The organism is Campylobacter sp. CFSAN093246 (assembly GCF_012889415.1).
Lineage (GTDB): Bacteria > Campylobacterota > Campylobacteria > Campylobacterales > Campylobacteraceae > Campylobacter_D > Campylobacter_D jejuni.
Window position 1 is genome coordinate 606,175 of the sequence record NZ_CP040613.1, and the last position, 15,768, is coordinate 621,942.

Below are 15,768 nucleotides of genomic sequence, written 5' to 3' on the forward strand. Positions count from 1 at the left end.
ATGACAGAATTGATTTTTTTGGATGTAGATGGCTGTTTAACTGATGGAAAAATTATTTATACTTCTAATGGAGAATTTATTAAAGAATTTGATGTAAAAGATGGAGCAGCTATCGAGGCTTGGCTAAAGCTTGGTAAAAAAATTGCTATTATTACAGGTAGAAATTGTCCTTGTGTTGAAAAAAGAGCTAAAGATTTAAAAATAGAAATTTTATATCAAGGTATTAAGGATAAGTTAGCTTGTGCAAAAGAAATTTTACAAAAACTTAATTTAGATTTTTCTCAGTGTGCAGCTATTGGGGATTATTTTAACGATAAGGCTTTGCTTGAAAGTGTAGGACTTAGTTTTAAGCCAAAAGATGGTCATAAAAATTTAAATGTAGACATAGTGCTTAGCAAAAAAGGTGGTAAGGCTGCTGTAGCACAGATGATAGAAATTTTAGTAGAAAAAAATCATCTAGAAGAAGAATGGAATAAGCTTTGGCTATAAAAATTTTTGGAATTTTAATTGCTCTTTTTACAATTACTTTTACGATTTTAAGTTTGCAAGATCCATATTCTTTGAATTTGCAAACTAATGCTTTAAATTTTAAAAATATTGAGGCTAAAAATTTGAAAGCTTATGAGAGTAATACTAGTACAATTAAGGCATATTATAAGGCAAATTCTTGGGTGAGATATGCAGATAGAGATGAATTTAATGATTTTATTACTTTAAATTTAGATTTTAATCTTAGTGCAAATCGTTTAGAATTTTTTAATAAAGATATGAGCAAGGTTTTGTTTGAAGGAAATGTTACTTATATAGGTTCTAATAATGTCAAAATTATTTCTCAAGAGGTAGAATACCAACCTAAGGATAAAATTTTACACACAAATACTAATTTTAAAGCTCTGATCAATGGAAGTATTATTAACGGAAATACTTTAAACTATGATGTAAAAAACAAAATTTTAAATATCCAAGGAGTAAATGCGTGGTTGCAAGACAAATAATTTTATTGTTAGCTTGTGTAAGTGTAACTTGGGCAACTCAAATTGAAGTAAAAGCTTTAAATTTTTACTCAGATGAAAATAAGGGTGAAAGTATTCTTAGTGGAAATGTAGAAGTAATTAGAGGTGATGATATTTTAAATTCTGAAAAATTGATTATTTATACGGATAAAAATCGCAAACCTATTCGTTATGAAGCAATGCAAAATGCTAGGTTTAAGATTGTTTTAAAAGGTAAAACTTATAAAGGTAGTGGAGATAAATTTATTTATAATGTTATTAAAGATACTTACGAGATTAATGGTCATGCTTATATAAATGAGCTTGGAAGCAATCAAAAACTTTTTGGTGATAAAATAATAGTCGATAGAAAAGCTAATATTTATCGAGTGGAGAGTAAGGATCAAAAACCTGCTCGTTTTGTGTTTGATCTTAAAGACAAATGATAATTAGTGCTAAATTTATCACTTCTTTAGTGAAATTTGATGAGAATTTGAGCTCAAATTTTAGTGAAGTAGCATTTTTGGGGCGTTCTAATGTCGGAAAAAGTTCTTTAATCAATTCTTTGTGTAAACAAAAAAATTTAGCCAAAAGTTCGGCAACTCCTGGAAAAACTCAGCTTATAAATTTTTTCGAAGTAATTTGCAAAAGAAATGAAGAAAAATTTAATATCAATTTTATCGATTTGCCAGGGTTTGGTTATGCAAAGGTTTCTAAAAATTTAAAAGAAATATGGAATCAAAACTTAGATGAATTTTTAAAATTAAGAACCTCGATAAAGTTATTTATACATTTAATCGACTCAAGACATACTCATTTAGAGATCGATGTAAATTTAAATGACTATTTGAAAAGATTTTTACGACCTGATCAAAAAATTTTAAAAGTTTTTACCAAATGCGATAAATTAAATCAAAGTGAAAAAGCTAAGTTAAAAAATGAATTTAAAGACTCTATTTTAGTTTCAAATTTGAATAAATTTGGCCTTGATTCTTTAGAAGATATTATTATCAATCAAACTTTAGGTCTTGATAAATGAGAAGAAATTTAAGTGCTTATAAAGCAAAATTTAATGGAGCTTATGTCTTTTTAGGATTTTTTTTTCTAATTTATCAGATTCTTGGTTCGACTTTTGTATATACCCCGTTACTTTATGGGATTTTTTTCTGTTATATGTTTTGCTTACTAGAAGAGAGAGAAAGAACTTTTTCAAAGCTTGATTTTAGATGGTATTTTTCTTTATTTTTTTTATTTTTTACTGATATAACTTATAATTTTTTTATTTTTTCATCTTGGTTGGCATTTTTTATTTTTTATTATCTTTGTGCAGATTGGATTAAGACAAATTTAAAAATTGGTAAATTTATCCCTGTTGTTTTTGTGCTTTGTGCTTACGGCATTATTTTGTTTTTGGATATGATATTGTCTTATATTGGAGATGAAAAAATTAAAATTTTAGGATGGGCGTATATTGTTTCAGTTTTTATAGAATGTTGTTTAGCTTATGTGTTTTTTAAAGGTAAAATTTAAATGAGAATGCGTCTAGTTGTTGGATTTATACTATTGTTTTTTATATTTTTATTAAGTCGTGTGTATTATTTGAGTATAAAATCAAATGTATATTATGAAGAGCTTGCTAAACAAAATGCCATAAAAACTGAATTTTTACCACCTGTTAGGGGTCAAATTACAGATAGAAATGGAACTTTATTGGCTATTAATGATTTGGGTTTTAGTATTTCTATTAAACCTTATTTAAGTATTAAAAAGTCAAATAAAGGAATTTTAGATAAAGAATTATCTGAACTTACAAATTTATTTCCTGATTTAAATGCTAGTAAATTAGCAGAAATTTATAAGAGAAATGATTCTTACTATAATCAAGATTTTATTAAAGTTGTAGATTTTATACCCTACGATGAGATTATTCCGCATTATTCAGAGTTAAATCTTAATAAAACAATAAAAATAGATCCTGTTGTAAAAAGAAAATATCCTTTTGGAAAATTGGCTTCGCATATTATTGGGTATGTAGGTAAGGCAAATTTACAAGATGTTCAAGAAAATGAAATAGCAAAACTTTCTAACTATACGGGAAAAAGCGGTATAGAACGCTATTATAATGATATTTTACAAGGAGAAAAAGGAACTAGGGTTTATAAGGTTAATGCCTTAAATCAAGAAGTAGAACAGCTTTCTTACACTCCTGCTATGTCTAATGATATAGAACTTACGATAGATATAGAGCTTCAGTCTTATTTAACTTCATTGTTTGAAGGGAATGCTGGAGCTGCTATAATTATGAATGTAAATGATGGATCTATTTTAGCTGCAGGGAGTTTCCCTGAATATGATCTTAATCCTTTTGTAACAGGGATTTCTTTTAAGGATTGGGATGAGCTTTCAAATAGTCTTGATCATCCTTTTACAAATAAACTTATAAATGGATATTATCCTCCAGGTTCTGTTGTAAAAATGGGAGTAGGGCTTTCTTTTTTAAATTCTAAAAATATTAGCCCGTCGACTCAATATGTTTGCAATGGAAGCATTGAGCTTGGAGGCAGGTTTTTTAGATGTTGGAATCGATCAGGCCATGGACCTGTGGATTTAAAACATGCGATAAAATATAGTTGTGATGTTTATTTTTATAATGGCAGTTTGCAAGTTGGAATCGATCAAATAAGTGAAACTTTATCTCGCATTGGCTTTGGAGCGAAAACAGGGGTAGATTTACCTAGTGAATTTGTAGGAACTTTACCAAGCAAAGAATGGAAGATGCAAAGATATAGACAATCTTGGTTTCAAGGTGATACTTTAAATACAGCTATAGGTCAAGGTAATTTTCTTGCAACACCTATGCAAATTGCTAGATATACGGCTCAAATCGCAAAAGGTGGAGAGGTTATACCTCATTTTTTAAAAAGCATAGAAAATAATAATACAACTATAGAAAATCAAATGGATGAAAATAAAAAAGAAATTTTTACTTTATTTGAAAAGAGTCAATTGCCTTATATAAGAGATGCAATGTATGCTGTTGCTAATGAGCAAGGAGGAACCTCTTATCGTTATTTGCATAATCTTGATGTGAAAGTTGCAGCAAAAACAGGAACTGCTCAGGTTGTGGGATTTTCACAAACAGATAAAAATAGGGTTGATGAAAAACAATTTGAGTATTATACTAGATCTCATGCGTGGCTTACTTCTTATGCTCCTTATTCTAAGCCAAAATATGTAGTTACCGTTCTTTTGGAACATGGTGGGAGAAATATTACTTCAGGGGCAACTGTAGCTAAAATTTATCAAAAAATGATTGAACTTGGATATTTTAAATAATTTTTAGTTGTAAATTGAGTTTTTCAAAAAAAACTTTTTTAGCAATTGGTTTAAAAATCTTGTATTAAACAAATTATAAGTTTAATACAAGGAAAATTTATCTATGTTAACAAAAGTATCTTAAAAGATGGCTTTTGTTCTTTTTTCAAGCCAAATTAGAGCTTTTGGATAATCACCTAGCTTAGGAGAAAGTTTTTCAAATACTTCTTTGTGATAATTGTTTAACCATTCTTTTTCTTTTTCATCTAACATTTTTGTATCAATACAAGATATTTCAAAAGGACAAAGAGTAACAGGTTTAAAGTATAAAAACTCTCCAAAATCTTTATTTTTAGGATTTTCTACTTTGGTATGAATAACTAAATTTTCAAGTCTTATACCCCATTTACCTACTTTATAAATACCTGGCTCTATGGAGGTTAGCATACCTTCTTTGGCTTTTGTTTTTTCAAGCACAGGGGATAGATAAGATAAAACTTGTGGACCTTCATGGACATTTAAAAAATATCCCACGCCATGTCCTGTGCCGTGTATATAGTCAATTTGTTCTTTCCATAAAGGTGCGCGTGTGATTGCATCAAGCAAGGGCATAGCTATATCTTTTGGAAAAATTGCACTGGAAATGGCAATATGTGCTTTTAAAACCAAGGTATAGTCATGAATTTGTTCTGCATTAGCCTTTCCTATTGGTACAACGCGTGTAATATCTGTTGTGCCGTTTTTATATTGTCCACCAGAATCAATAAGTAAAAGCCCATCTTTTTTAAGATAAGCAAAACTCTCTTTTGTGGCTTTATAATGTGGATATGCTGCATTTTCGTTAAAGCCTGCTATAGTGGCAAAACTATCACTTATGTAGTACTTGCTTTGTGCTCTAAATTCGCTTGCTTTAACATCTATGTCTAATTCGCTTATTAGTTCTTTATTTTCTATCGCTTCTTCAAGCCAGGCAAAAAATTTACATAAAGCCACTCCATCTTCTATCATAGCATCTTGTATATGCGCTATTTCTTTTGTATTTTTAGCTGCTTTTAAGTGAGTGCTTGGATTAATTTCTTGAATGATTTTTACGCTTTTATCTAAAGAATTTATGAGTAAAGCGGTCATTTTTGAAGGTTCAATAAGCAAATTTGTATTTGCAAGTTCTTCAAGCTCCATGATGATTTCATCATAATTTTTAAGCCAAAACCCATCTAAATTTAATTTTTTTTCAAGTTCTGAATTTACTTTTTTCTGATCAACAAAAAGCAAGGCTTTGTCTTCCAAGATTAGCAAATGACTTAAAAATACAGGATTATAATTTACATCATTCCCTCTTAAATTTGTAAGCCAAGCTATATCATCAAGGCTGGAGATTAAATGAGAAGTAGCATTTAAATTTTTCATTTTTTGACGCACTAATGCTAATTTTTCTTTTCTTGAGTGAGAGCAGTATTCTAGTTCGTGTTCATAAATTTTTTCTTGTGGTAAAGTGGGACGATCTTTCCAAAGTGGACTTATCAAATCTATATGTTTTAAATTTGCCTTGCAATTAATCTTTAAATCTTTTTGCAAAGATAAAGGTAAAAGTGCAAAATCGATGCCTAAAATTTTATCTTCGCTTAAATTTTTTTCCAACCATTTGGTAAAAGTATTTTTAGCATCTTGCTTTTGTAAAAGTATGCCACTACCTTCTAATTCCTTTTGTGCTTGAAGCCAATATCTTCCATCTACCCACAAAAAGCCCTCTTCTTGTGTGATAAGAACTGTTCCAACAGAACCCTTAAAGCCACTGATAAAGACTCTGTTTTTGTAATATTCTGGTAAATATTCGCTCAAATGCGGATCCGCGCTTAAGATGAGATAGGCGTCAATATTATTTTCTTTCATTAATCTTCTAAGTTCTAATACTCTTTGTTTGTAAATACTCATATTTTCTCCTTAATATTAATTTTTTAGTATTTTATTGATAGGTTTTTTGAGTATAAGTAAAATTATAACAGCACCAAGTAATATCCACATACATTGGTAAAATAAATTTGGCAAATAAGCTATATTTTCTTCACTTGCTTTACCACCTATGAATCCAGCTAAAGCATTACCTAATGCACTTGCTACAAACCAAAGTCCCATGACTTGAGATTTAATTAAATTAGGTGCAATTTTTGTCATTATAGAAAGTCCCACAGGGGAAAGGCAAAGCTCTCCTAAAACCATAAGCAAAAAGCTACTGACAAGCCACCAAGGTGAAACTAAAATAATTTGTGATGAATTTTCTAAATTTTCTCTTAATGTATTAGCATCGCCATTTAAACTAATTGCATGATTTGAAGCTAAAGCCATTATTAAAAATGCCAAAGCTGCACCCAAAAGTCCTAATGCAAATTTAATAATAGATGAAATTTCTTTATTATTTTTGGCACATATAGTCCATATAAAAGCACTAAAAGGTGCAAAAAGTATAACAAATAAACCTCCAAGAGATTGAAACCATATTGTAGGAATTTCATAATTTAATATGGTTTTATCTGTTAATTTTTCTGCAAAAAAATTAAAAGAAGTGTATTGTTGCTCATATACTGACCAAAATAACGCAGCCGCTAAAAATAAAACAATAAAAATAATTAAATTTCTTTTTTCTTCTATTTTTAAAGAAGTAAAAGCGAAAAGATATAAAAAATAAATTCCAGCACAAGCTAAGATAGTTAAAATAATATTTTTATTAATAACTTGTGCATCTAATTTTATAAAACCACCAAGGATTAAAAATATTGCTCCAAGCAAAACAATACCTGATACAATGATGATGTAAAATGCGTTTTTGCTTTTTTTGCTTGGTCTATCCCAAGTAGAGTCTATGCCAACTTTTTCATCAAATTCTTTTAAATCAGGCATAGTTTTTAGGTAGAAAATAATTACCGCTAAAAGCATACCAATCCCACCTGCACCAAAACCAAAATGCCATCCGTATTCTTTTTGTAAAAAGCCGCAAATTAAAGGAGCTACAAAAGCACCAAAATTAAAGCACATATAAAAAAGAGTAAAACCAGAGTCACGCCTCGCATCATTTTTTTTATAAAGCATTCCAACCATTACAGAAGCACAAGTTTTAAAAAGTCCTGTACCTATAACCAAAAAAACCATACCAACAAAAATCATTTTATTGTTAAAATAAGAAAAGGCTATGCACAAATGTCCAAATGCTATAGTTAAAGCACCTAGTAAAATTGCTCTTTTTTGTCCTAAGTAATTATCCGCAAGCCATCCACCTGGCAAAGCAGCAAGATATAAACAACTTGCAAAAATTCCCATAATTGCACTTGCTTCTTCAGGTTTTAAGTTCATTCCACTTTTTTCAAAACTTGCTATCATAAAAAGGTAAAGCAAGGGACGAATTCCGTAAAAAGAAAATCTTTCCCAAAGCTCAGTAAGTGAAAGAGATAAAAGTGGTTTTGGATGTCCAAAAAATGAAGTATCTAAATTTTTTACATTTTTACTCAATTTATATCCTTTGTGTATTTTTATTTATAAATTATAGACAAGAAATTAAAAAATATGTATAACTTTGTAATATTTTTAAATGATTTATATCATAATGTTACTTTTTTGCAAATATAAAAAAGAAATATTAAGATCAATTTTCAACTTTGGTGTATTTTGTATTTTAAGTTTAGTTAGATAATTGCTTATTTTTTTCGTTAAGAATTTTATAAATTGGTTTTTTAGCAATAAAAAGTAAAAGCGCTACAACAAAAAGCATCCACATGTATTGTCCAAAAATACTGGGAAGTTGATCGATGTTTTTAATATTGACATTTCCTCCTATAAGTCCTGCAACAAAATTTCCAAGTGCACTTGCTACAAACCAAAGTCCCATGATTTGATTTTTGATTAAATCAGGGGCAACCTTAGCCATTATAGAGAGTCCAATAGGAGACACGCATAGTTCCCCAAGTGTTAAAAAGAATATACTTATGATAATCCAAGCCATGGATATTGGCAAACCATTGTTGTTTATTAGATTTTGTGAAGCAAAGGTCATCATCATAAAACCAATACCGGCAAATAATATTCCTAAAGTAAATTTTCCAATGGAAGAAAAATATATATTTTTTTTCTCTAAAAATATCCAAATATAACTTGCTATAGGAGCAAGTATGATGATAAAAATTGGATTAAAAGATTGAAACCAGTTTGTTGGAATTTTCCAATCAAAAATATTTCTATTTGTAAAATCTTGCGCAAAAAGATTATAAGCGGTAGGTTTTTGTTCAAAAGTACTCCAAAAAAAAGTGGCTGCAAAGAATAAAACAATTAAAATTATTAATTGTTGTTTCTCTCTTTTATTTAAGGTTTTAAAAACAAAAAGATATATGAAATAAATTACCAAACATAGTAAAATTACAATTAGAAGTTTTTTGATAGTATTATGGGATTAATATCTGCAAGATTAATAAAAATTAGAAAAAATCCAATAATACTTAACAAGCTTATACTTAGTATAAGAGTTAAATTTTTACTTTTTTTAAATGGTTGTTCACAGTTTTGCTTTAAAGTACAATTTTTATGAAATTCTTCAAGTTCAGGGGTAGCTTTAAAATATAAAATAAGCAAAGAGATTAGCATATCTAAACCTCCTATGCCAAATCCTAAATGATAATTCCATTTTGCTTGAACAAAACCACATATAAGAGGAGCAATGAATGCTCCAATGTTAATTCCTATATAAAAAATCGTATAGCCAGTATCGCATCTTGTATCATTTTGTTTATATAACATTCCAACTGTTACAGAAGCGTTAGTTTTAAAAAATCCAGTACCAATAACGATAAAAGTAAGCCCTAGGAAAAACATAGGTGTGCTTAAAATAGATAAGGCTATGCTAATATGTCCTAAAGTTATAATAAAAGAACCTAGAAATAAAGCCTTTTTTGCCCTGAATAATTATCAGTAATCCAGCCTCCAGGAAGCGTGCTGCTAAATACAAGCTCCTGCAAAAATACCATAAATTGCCGAGGCGTATTCAGTGCTTATTCCAAGTCTACCTTTGCTTATGGTTGTTGCCATGAAAAGCACAAGTAAAGATCGTATGCCATAAAAAGCAAATCTTTCCCAAAGTTCTACCATTGATAGAGAGAATAAAGGCTTGCGATGACCTAGGAAATTTGTATCGAGTTTTTGTATTTCTTGTTTAGTCACTTCCCAATACCTTTCTTTTTTATGTTTAAAATATTTTAACTAATAGTAATAGAAAAATAATTAAATTACAATATTTTTAAATATTTTTTTATAATAATATTTAAAAATATAATATTTTAATATTATTATAAATTAACAAATTTAAACATTAAATCAAGCTTTAATTTTAAACCCTGTGTATTGTATAGTTTTATTTTATCAATTTTTAAAGCTATAGGAAGATTTTCTAAATTTTGTATAAAATTGAGTAAGTCTTTAAAGTTGCCATTTAAACTTAGAGAAACATAATTATAGTGAATAAAATTTTTGTTTTCTTGGGAAAATTTTATTTCATTAATGATTAAATTTTTGGATAAATTATTGATTTTTTTATTGAAAAAATTTTTATCATAAAAAAATAAATGCAATTTTTCTTTATAGTATTTTAATTTTTCTTCCTCTATTTTTATCTGTTTTGTTAGCTTTGTCTCTATTTCTTTAAGATGTGAATTTTCTATTTTTGCTTCATTTAATGCAAGGTAATTATGTTCTACTAATGTTTTTTGAAAAATATCTTCCAAAAAGTGATCGTGAATTTTAAAAGCTAAAAACAAAGCACAAAGACAGATAAAAGAAATAAAAAGAAATTTTTCCCTAGGATTTAAATTCTGCAAAAATACTTCTATTTTATTCATGTATGACTTCTAATATGATATTAAATGTTTCTTCATTTTTATCAAGAATTTTAAAAGCAGAATTTAGATTTTCTAATGCTCTTTTAAAGTGGTTTTCATCGATAAAAGAAAGAATGATTTTTGTTTGTTCAAATTCAAGATTTGTGATTTTAAGGTCATTGGAGTTAAGCCATGATATGATTTGATTTAGAATGATTGCCTTATTTTTGTCTAAATTGATTTCTTTTGTTATGGTGGATAAAATATGAAATTGTTGTTGTGTAGATGATATTTTATTGGAAAGAGTAAAGTTTAAATCTTGTATGTTTGTTAATAATTTTTGCTTATCTTGTTTTAGTTTAGAAATTTCTTCTTGTATGATAAAATTTTTATTTTGAATTTCCTTATTTTGTTTGTACTCTATAAAATCTTTAAATAATAAAATCATCATGCTAAGACTAAAGCTAAAAATAAATATTAATATAATTTTAAAAGAAATAGATATTTTTATTTTATTATGCTTGATAAAATTACAATTTTGATCTAGATTTTTTATACTATATGAACTTAATTTCAATAAACTATTTTTATCAAGAATATCATTTAGATTTAAACATTTTATTTGAGATGAGAAGTAATGTTTGATTGTATCCAAATCCTGATAAAGTAGCAATTTGCTTTCATAGTGTTTTAAAAGTTCTATAAATCGATTTTGTTTAAAAAATAAATCCATATTGCTTGGGTTGAAATTTTCGATTTTTTTAAGATTGATAAATTTTCCCTCTTGGTAAAAATATAAATATAAAGTTTGATCATATAAATTTAAAACACAATAATCACTTTCCTCAATAAATCTTTCATCAAATAAAGCTTGAAAAATTAAAGGCTCGGGAAAGCAAAAACGACTTTTTTTCAATTTGTAAACAGGTGCTAAAAAACAATGATAAATTTCATTATGTTTAAAAAAAGCTATTTGATAGTCAAAGGGTTTGCTTAGCTTAAAATCTGCAGTTAAATTGTTAAAAAGTTCGTCTTCTTTGGATATTCCCGTTCTTTGAGCATAAAGTAAATCTGTAGATTTTATAAAATTTATTTTATTTAATGAATTAATTTTCATCATTTAGAAGTTTTTTTAAAAATTCTTCATCTTTTTGCCAGTTTTTTTTCACTGTTACAAAAAGCTTTAAAAGTACCTTTTTTTGGGCAAGTTTTGAAATTTTAAAGCGTGCATCTTTGCCTATTCTTTTTAAAGTTGCCCCTTCTTTTCCTATAAGCATACCCTTGTGAGAGTTTGTATCTGTGATGATATTGGCTTCTAGGATTAAAAGATTAGGTGTGTCTTTGGTGCGATGGATAAGCACTTCGCTACTATAAGGAAGCTCATCGCTTAAATTTTCATAAATACTTTCAAGTATGAAATCTCTATAAATTTCTTTTTCGCTACTCGCACTTAAAAATTCAGGATCATAAAAATATTCATGTTCGTCAAGATATTTTACTATCTCATCTAACAAGCCTTTTTTATAGCTTTTTTTCTTAGAAGAATAAGGAATGATAGCCTTAAAATGTTGGCTAAATTTTGCATATTCGCTAAGTTTTTTTAAAAGTGTAGCATTGTCGGTTAAATCTACTTTATTTAAAGTGATGATATGTGGTACTTGTGGGTTTAGACTAAGAAAATTTTCATAGTCTTTTGTACTATCAAAAACACTCGCCACAAATAAAATCACATCACAATCCCCCATGGATTTAATAGCACTTTGGACAAGCAGTTGATTAAGCGTAGCACCGCTTTCGTGAAGTCCTGGGGTATCGATGAAAATGATTTGATTTTTTTCATGCATCACTATGGCTTTGATTTTACGCCTTGTGGCGTTTTGTTTGTGAGAAACTAGGGCGATTTTTTCTTCTAATAAGGAATTGATTAAAGTACTTTTTCCTGCATTAGTACGCCCTATGATACTAACAAAGCCACTTTTCACAAAATATACCTTGCAAGATCTTTATTTTCTATGATATCTCCGAGTTTTTCTTCTACCATTTTTTTATCCACTACGAATTTTTTACCCGCATACTCATCAGCTTCAAAACTTAGATCTTCAAGTAATTTTTCTATCACAGTATGTAAGCGTCTAGCACCTATATCTTGCATTTCTTCATTGGCTCTTGAAGCTATTTTTGCTATTTCTTTAATGGCTTCATCATCAAATTCAAGTTCTAAATTTTCAGTTTTTAAAAGCTGAGAGTATTGTTTTAAAAGTGAATTTTTAGGGCGTGTTAAAATTTCATAAAGAGCTTTATCATCAAGACTATCTAATTCCACTCTTAAAGGAAAGCGTCCTTGCAGTTCAGGGATAAGATCACTTGGTTTGCTAAGATGAAAAGCCCCTGCAGCGATAAAAAGAATATGATCGGTTTTTAAAGTACCTATTTTTGTTTGTACATTTGATCCCTCGACTATAGGAAGTAAGTCTCTTTGCACCCCTTCTTTACTTGGATCTTGGCGGTTTGAATTTCCGCTTGAAACAGCGATTTTATCGATTTCATCAATAAAAATAATACCTTCATTTTCCGCTCTTTTTAAGGCTTCGCTTTTGATGCTTTCTTGGTCGAGGATTTTTTCTCCTGCTTCATTTTTTAAAGCATTTTTAGCGTCTTTGATTTTCATTTCTTTTTTGACTTTTTTACTGCCAACGCCTATAACCTTAACTATATCTTGCATTGCACCCATTTCAGGAGGTAGGTTGGGATTGGTATCAAACATATTTTGTGAAATTTCTATCTCTATGGTGCTTTCATCAAGATCGCCATTTCTTAGTTTAGTTCTCATTTTTTCAAGACTGTTTTTATATTCTTCTTGTTTTTCATCGCTGATACCCTTTGGTAAAGGTGGTAAAAGTTTTTCTAAAATTTTATTTTCTATAAATTCATCGATTTTATCTTTGTTTTTTTCTCTTTGCTCATTTTTTACCAAATTTAAAGCCGCATTGGCAAGATCTCTTACCATGCTTTCTACATCACGACCTACAAAACCTACTTCAGTATATTTACTTGCTTCGATTTTGATGAAAGGAAAGCCCATCATTTTAGCTAAACGCCTAGCGATTTCTGTTTTTCCTACACCTGTAGAACCTATCATCAAGATATTTTTTGGCACTATATCATCTTGCAACTCAGGGCTAAGTTGCATTCTGCGGTAGCGATTTCTTAAAGCTATAGCTATGATTTTTTTAGCTTTTTTTTGTCCTATAACATAATCATCTAAAAATTTAACGATTTCTTTTGGAGTTAGATTCATTTCTCATCCTCGATTACATAAGTTTTGATATTGGTATTGGTATAAATGCAAATTTCACCTGCGATTTGAAGACTTGATTTTACAAGTTCTTCTTCATCTAAATCGGTATGTTTTGCTAAGGCTCTAGCAGCTGAAAGCGCATAGTTTCCACCACTTCCTATGGCTGCGATTTGTCCATCTTCAGGTTCGACCACATCGCCTGTACCAGAAAGTAGAAAAATGTGATTTCTATCAAGTACGAGCATCATGGCTTCAAGTTTTCTTAGGTATTTGTCTTTTCTCCATTCTTTAGAAAAGTCAATTGCTGCTTTTAAAAGATCGCCTTTAGAACTTTGAAGGAGATTTTCAAACATATCAAAAAGATTAAAAGCATCAGCTGTTGATCCTGCAAAACCTGCTAAAACTTTGCCATTGTTGAGTTTTCTAATCTTTACAGCATTGCCTTTTAGCACCGTATTTCCAAAGCTTACTTGTCCATCTCCGCCAATTACGGATTTATTTTTACCTTTGTAAGCTAAAATCGTTGTTGCGTGAAACATTATTCTGCCTTTATATTTATGTTAAATTTAGCATGGATTGCGTGTCCAAGTTTTACGCTTACTTCGTGGATTCCTAAGCTTTTTAAGGTATCGCATTCCAAACTTTTTTTATCGATTTCTATATGGCTTTGTTCTTTTAGGGCGTGAGCGATTTCATCTTTGGTTACGCCACCAAACAAACTTCCATTTGCACCTACGGGTTTTGAAATTTCAAGAGTGATTTTGCTAAGTTCTTCTTTGAGTTTTTCTAAATTTGCGATTTCAAAGCGTAAATTTTCAGCCTCTTTTTTCTTGTCGCTTTCATATTTTCTTAAAACTTCATTAGTAGCTGCTTTAGCAAAGCCTTTAGCGATTAAGAAATTTTGTCCATAGCCGTCTTTTACTTCTTTTATTTCTCCTGCTTTTCCAAGTGCTTTTACATCTTTGATTAATAATACTTTCATTTTATTCCTTTATTAAAATTTTCTTCCATTTTTTCCTGCGATGATAAAACGCAAAGCATTAAGCTTGATAAAGCCTGCTGCGTCTTTTTGATTATACACTTCATCTTCTTCAAAAGTACAATAAGCTGCGTTAAACAAGCTATCGTTCGCACTTTCGCGTCCTATAACCATCACATTGCCTTTATAAAGCTCGAGTTTTACTCTGCCATTGGCGTGAATTTGAGACTCATCGATTAAGGCTTGAAGCATCATTCTTTCAGGCGAGAACCAATAGCCATTATAAATTAAACTCGCGTATTTTGGCATGAGTTCATCTTTTAAGTGTGCTGCTTCTCTATCAAGCGTGATGCTTTCAAGCGCTCTATGTGCTTTTAAAAGTATAGTACCGCCTGGAGTTTCGTAACAACCACGGCTTTTCATGCCTACATAGCGATTTTCTACTATGTCAAGGCGTCCTATACCGTGTTTGCAGCCTAGTTCGTTAAGTTTGGTTAAAAGTCCTGCAGGACTTAGTTTTTCTCCATTTATCGCTACTAAATCTCCTTTTTGGAAATCAAGTTCTATAATTTCACTTTCATTTGGAGCGTCTTTTGGGCTTTTACTCCATCTCCACATATCTTCTTCAGGTGCGTGTGCAGGATCTTCTAAAACAAGTCCTTCATAAGAAATATGAAGTAAATTTGTGTCCATAGAATAAGGAGATTTTCCTTTTTTCTTAGAAATATCAATACCGTGTTTTTGTGCATAAGCAAGGAGTTTTTCACGACTGTTTAAATCCCACTCACGCCATGGAGCGATGATTTTTAAATCGGGATTAAAAGCAAGATAACCAAGTTCAAAACGCACTTGATCATTTCCTTTACCTGTGGCACCATGACTTACTGCATCAGCACCTGTTTGCAGGGCGATTTGTGCTTGAGTTTTTGCTATAAGTGGTCTTGCTATACTTGTTCCTAAAAGATATTCTCCTTCATAAATCGCATTGGCTCTAAACATAGGAAATACATAATCTTTAACAAATTCATCTCTTAAATCTTTAATGAAAATATTTTCTTCTTTTATGCCTAAAGAAAGGGCTTTTTTTCTTGCAGGTTCGAGTTCTTCACCTTGACCAATATCTGCTGTAAAAGTTACAACTTCACAATTATACTCATCTTGAAGCCATTTTAAAATAATGCTCGTATCAAGCCCCCCAGAATACGCTAAAACTACTTTTTTTACTTCATTTTTCATAAGATATCCTTTGTTAAAATAGATTTGAAAATTGTAAAATTGTATCCAAATTTCATTAAAGAAAAGTTTTTACTTGCTATTTTCTTAAAAAATAAA

At 29.6% G+C, this 15,768-nt stretch carries 18 protein-coding genes; 6 read left to right on the forward strand and 12 right to left on the reverse strand.

All coding sequences use genetic code 11. From position 1 onward, the window contains the following. Genes FBE87_RS03200 through mrdA form a run of 6 tightly spaced genes read left to right on the forward strand, consistent with a single transcriptional unit; the run spans position 1 to position 4,328 of the window. Positions 1 to 489, forward strand: coding sequence for an HAD-IIIA family hydrolase (locus FBE87_RS03200; RefSeq protein ID WP_044778964.1), 489 nt, complete (start codon positions 1 to 3; stop codon positions 487 to 489). Further along, positions 480 to 995 carry a hypothetical protein gene (locus tag FBE87_RS03205; RefSeq protein WP_002921129.1) on the forward strand — a complete coding sequence of 172 codons (516 nt, stop codon included), beginning with the start codon at positions 480 to 482 and terminating at the stop codon, positions 993 to 995. The genes FBE87_RS03200 and FBE87_RS03205 overlap by 10 nt, the downstream gene beginning before the upstream one ends. Then, positions 977 to 1,438 (forward strand): LptA/OstA family protein, encoded by a 462-nt coding sequence (locus FBE87_RS03210; protein ID WP_002859586.1) that lies wholly within the window; start codon positions 977 to 979, stop codon positions 1,436 to 1,438. Before FBE87_RS03205 ends, FBE87_RS03210 begins: the two co-directional genes overlap by 19 nt. Next, a complete protein-coding gene (yihA, locus tag FBE87_RS03215) occupies positions 1,435 to 2,031 on the forward strand; it encodes a ribosome biogenesis GTP-binding protein YihA/YsxC (RefSeq protein WP_002867727.1) in 597 nt (198 codons plus the stop codon). Before FBE87_RS03210 ends, yihA begins: the two co-directional genes overlap by 4 nt. After that, positions 2,028 to 2,522 (forward strand): membrane protein, encoded by a 495-nt coding sequence (locus FBE87_RS03220; RefSeq protein WP_002852364.1) that lies wholly within the window; start codon positions 2,028 to 2,030, stop codon positions 2,520 to 2,522. The genes yihA and FBE87_RS03220 overlap by 4 nt, the downstream gene beginning before the upstream one ends. Beyond that, entirely contained in the window at positions 2,523 to 4,328 is a 1,806-nt protein-coding gene (mrdA, locus tag FBE87_RS03225; RefSeq protein ID WP_002859991.1) for a penicillin-binding protein 2, read from the forward strand. A gap of 120 nt (positions 4,329 to 4,448) precedes the next feature. On the opposite strand, the gene FBE87_RS03230 is transcribed toward mrdA, so the two are convergent. The 12 genes from FBE87_RS03230 to FBE87_RS03285 all read right to left on the reverse strand — a co-directional run bounded on the left by FBE87_RS03230 (position 4,449) and on the right by FBE87_RS03285 (position 15,672). Continuing rightward, the gene (locus FBE87_RS03230) at positions 4,449 to 6,239 is read right to left on the reverse strand and encodes an aminopeptidase P family protein (RefSeq protein ID WP_165433113.1); all 1,791 of its coding nucleotides are present in this window, start codon (positions 6,237 to 6,239) and stop codon (positions 4,449 to 4,451) included. Positions 6,240 to 6,254: 15 nt separating this feature from the next. Beyond that, a complete protein-coding gene (locus FBE87_RS03235) occupies positions 6,255 to 7,808 on the reverse strand; it encodes a peptide MFS transporter (RefSeq protein ID WP_002867729.1) in 1,554 nt (517 codons plus the stop codon). Between the two features lie 169 nt (positions 7,809 to 7,977). Beyond that, positions 7,978 to 8,697 carry an oligopeptide:H+ symporter gene (locus tag FBE87_RS03240; RefSeq protein WP_252726906.1) on the reverse strand — a complete coding sequence of 240 codons (720 nt, stop codon included), beginning with the start codon at positions 8,695 to 8,697 and terminating at the stop codon, positions 7,978 to 7,980. Between the two features lie 17 nt (positions 8,698 to 8,714). Continuing rightward, positions 8,715 to 9,212 carry a peptide MFS transporter gene (locus tag FBE87_RS03245; protein ID WP_165433118.1) on the reverse strand — a complete coding sequence of 166 codons (498 nt, stop codon included), beginning with the start codon at positions 9,210 to 9,212 and terminating at the stop codon, positions 8,715 to 8,717. A 72-nt stretch (positions 9,213 to 9,284) separates the two neighbouring features. Then, entirely contained in the window at positions 9,285 to 9,506 is a 222-nt protein-coding gene (locus tag FBE87_RS09185) for a peptide MFS transporter (RefSeq protein ID WP_165433115.1), read from the reverse strand. Between the two features lie 125 nt (positions 9,507 to 9,631). Continuing rightward, on the reverse strand, positions 9,632 to 10,180 hold the full coding sequence (locus FBE87_RS03255; protein ID WP_100626009.1) for a hypothetical protein: 549 nt from the start codon (positions 10,178 to 10,180) through the stop codon (positions 9,632 to 9,634). Beyond that, complete coding sequence (locus FBE87_RS03260; RefSeq protein ID WP_100616580.1) at positions 10,173 to 11,279, reverse strand: hypothetical protein; 1,107 nt, start codon at positions 11,277 to 11,279, stop codon at positions 10,173 to 10,175. The genes FBE87_RS03255 and FBE87_RS03260 overlap by 8 nt, the downstream gene beginning before the upstream one ends. Then, positions 11,266 to 12,141: a GTPase Era gene (gene era / locus FBE87_RS03265; RefSeq protein WP_002852114.1), complete on the reverse strand. Its 876-nt coding sequence runs from the start codon at positions 12,139 to 12,141 to the stop codon at positions 11,266 to 11,268. Before era ends, FBE87_RS03260 begins: the two co-directional genes overlap by 14 nt. After that, positions 12,138 to 13,457 carry an ATP-dependent protease ATPase subunit HslU gene (hslU, locus tag FBE87_RS03270; protein WP_002852226.1) on the reverse strand — a complete coding sequence of 440 codons (1,320 nt, stop codon included), beginning with the start codon at positions 13,455 to 13,457 and terminating at the stop codon, positions 12,138 to 12,140. Before hslU ends, era begins: the two co-directional genes overlap by 4 nt. Further along, entirely contained in the window at positions 13,454 to 13,996 is a 543-nt protein-coding gene (gene hslV, locus FBE87_RS03275; protein WP_002781630.1) for an ATP-dependent protease subunit HslV, read from the reverse strand. The genes hslU and hslV overlap by 4 nt, the downstream gene beginning before the upstream one ends. Continuing rightward, positions 13,996 to 14,439: a 50S ribosomal protein L9 gene (gene rplI / locus FBE87_RS03280; RefSeq protein ID WP_002781628.1), complete on the reverse strand. Its 444-nt coding sequence runs from the start codon at positions 14,437 to 14,439 to the stop codon at positions 13,996 to 13,998. The genes hslV and rplI overlap by 1 nt, the downstream gene beginning before the upstream one ends. 12 nt (positions 14,440 to 14,451) lie before the next feature. After that, positions 14,452 to 15,672 carry an argininosuccinate synthase gene (locus FBE87_RS03285; RefSeq protein WP_002872601.1) on the reverse strand — a complete coding sequence of 407 codons (1,221 nt, stop codon included), beginning with the start codon at positions 15,670 to 15,672 and terminating at the stop codon, positions 14,452 to 14,454. Between the last annotated feature and the right edge of the window lie 96 nt (positions 15,673 to 15,768).

Coding starts and splice junctions, on each gene's coding strand:
- FBE87_RS03200 (WP_044778964.1), top strand. CDS start 1: ATGACAGAATTGATTTTTTTGGATGTAGATGGCTGTTTAACTGATGGA.
- yihA (WP_002867727.1), top strand. CDS start 1,435: ATGATAATTAGTGCTAAATTTATCACTTCTTTAGTGAAATTTGATGAG.
- FBE87_RS03220 (WP_002852364.1), top strand. CDS start 2,028: ATGAGAAGAAATTTAAGTGCTTATAAAGCAAAATTTAATGGAGCTTAT.
- mrdA (WP_002859991.1), top strand. CDS start 2,523: ATGAGAATGCGTCTAGTTGTTGGATTTATACTATTGTTTTTTATATTT.
- FBE87_RS03230 (WP_165433113.1), bottom strand. CDS start 6,239: ATGAGTATTTACAAACAAAGAGTATTAGAACTTAGAAGATTAATGAAA.
- FBE87_RS03255 (WP_100626009.1), bottom strand. CDS start 10,180: ATGAATAAAATAGAAGTATTTTTGCAGAATTTAAATCCTAGGGAAAAA.
- FBE87_RS03260 (WP_100616580.1), bottom strand. CDS start 11,279: ATGATGAAAATTAATTCATTAAATAAAATAAATTTTATAAAATCTACA.
- hslU (WP_002852226.1), bottom strand. CDS start 13,457: ATGAATCTAACTCCAAAAGAAATCGTTAAATTTTTAGATGATTATGTT.
- hslV (WP_002781630.1), bottom strand. CDS start 13,996: ATGTTTCACGCAACAACGATTTTAGCTTACAAAGGTAAAAATAAATCC.
- rplI (WP_002781628.1), bottom strand. CDS start 14,439: ATGAAAGTATTATTAATCAAAGATGTAAAAGCACTTGGAAAAGCAGGA.
- FBE87_RS03285 (WP_002872601.1), bottom strand. CDS start 15,672: ATGAAAAATGAAGTAAAAAAAGTAGTTTTAGCGTATTCTGGGGGGCTT.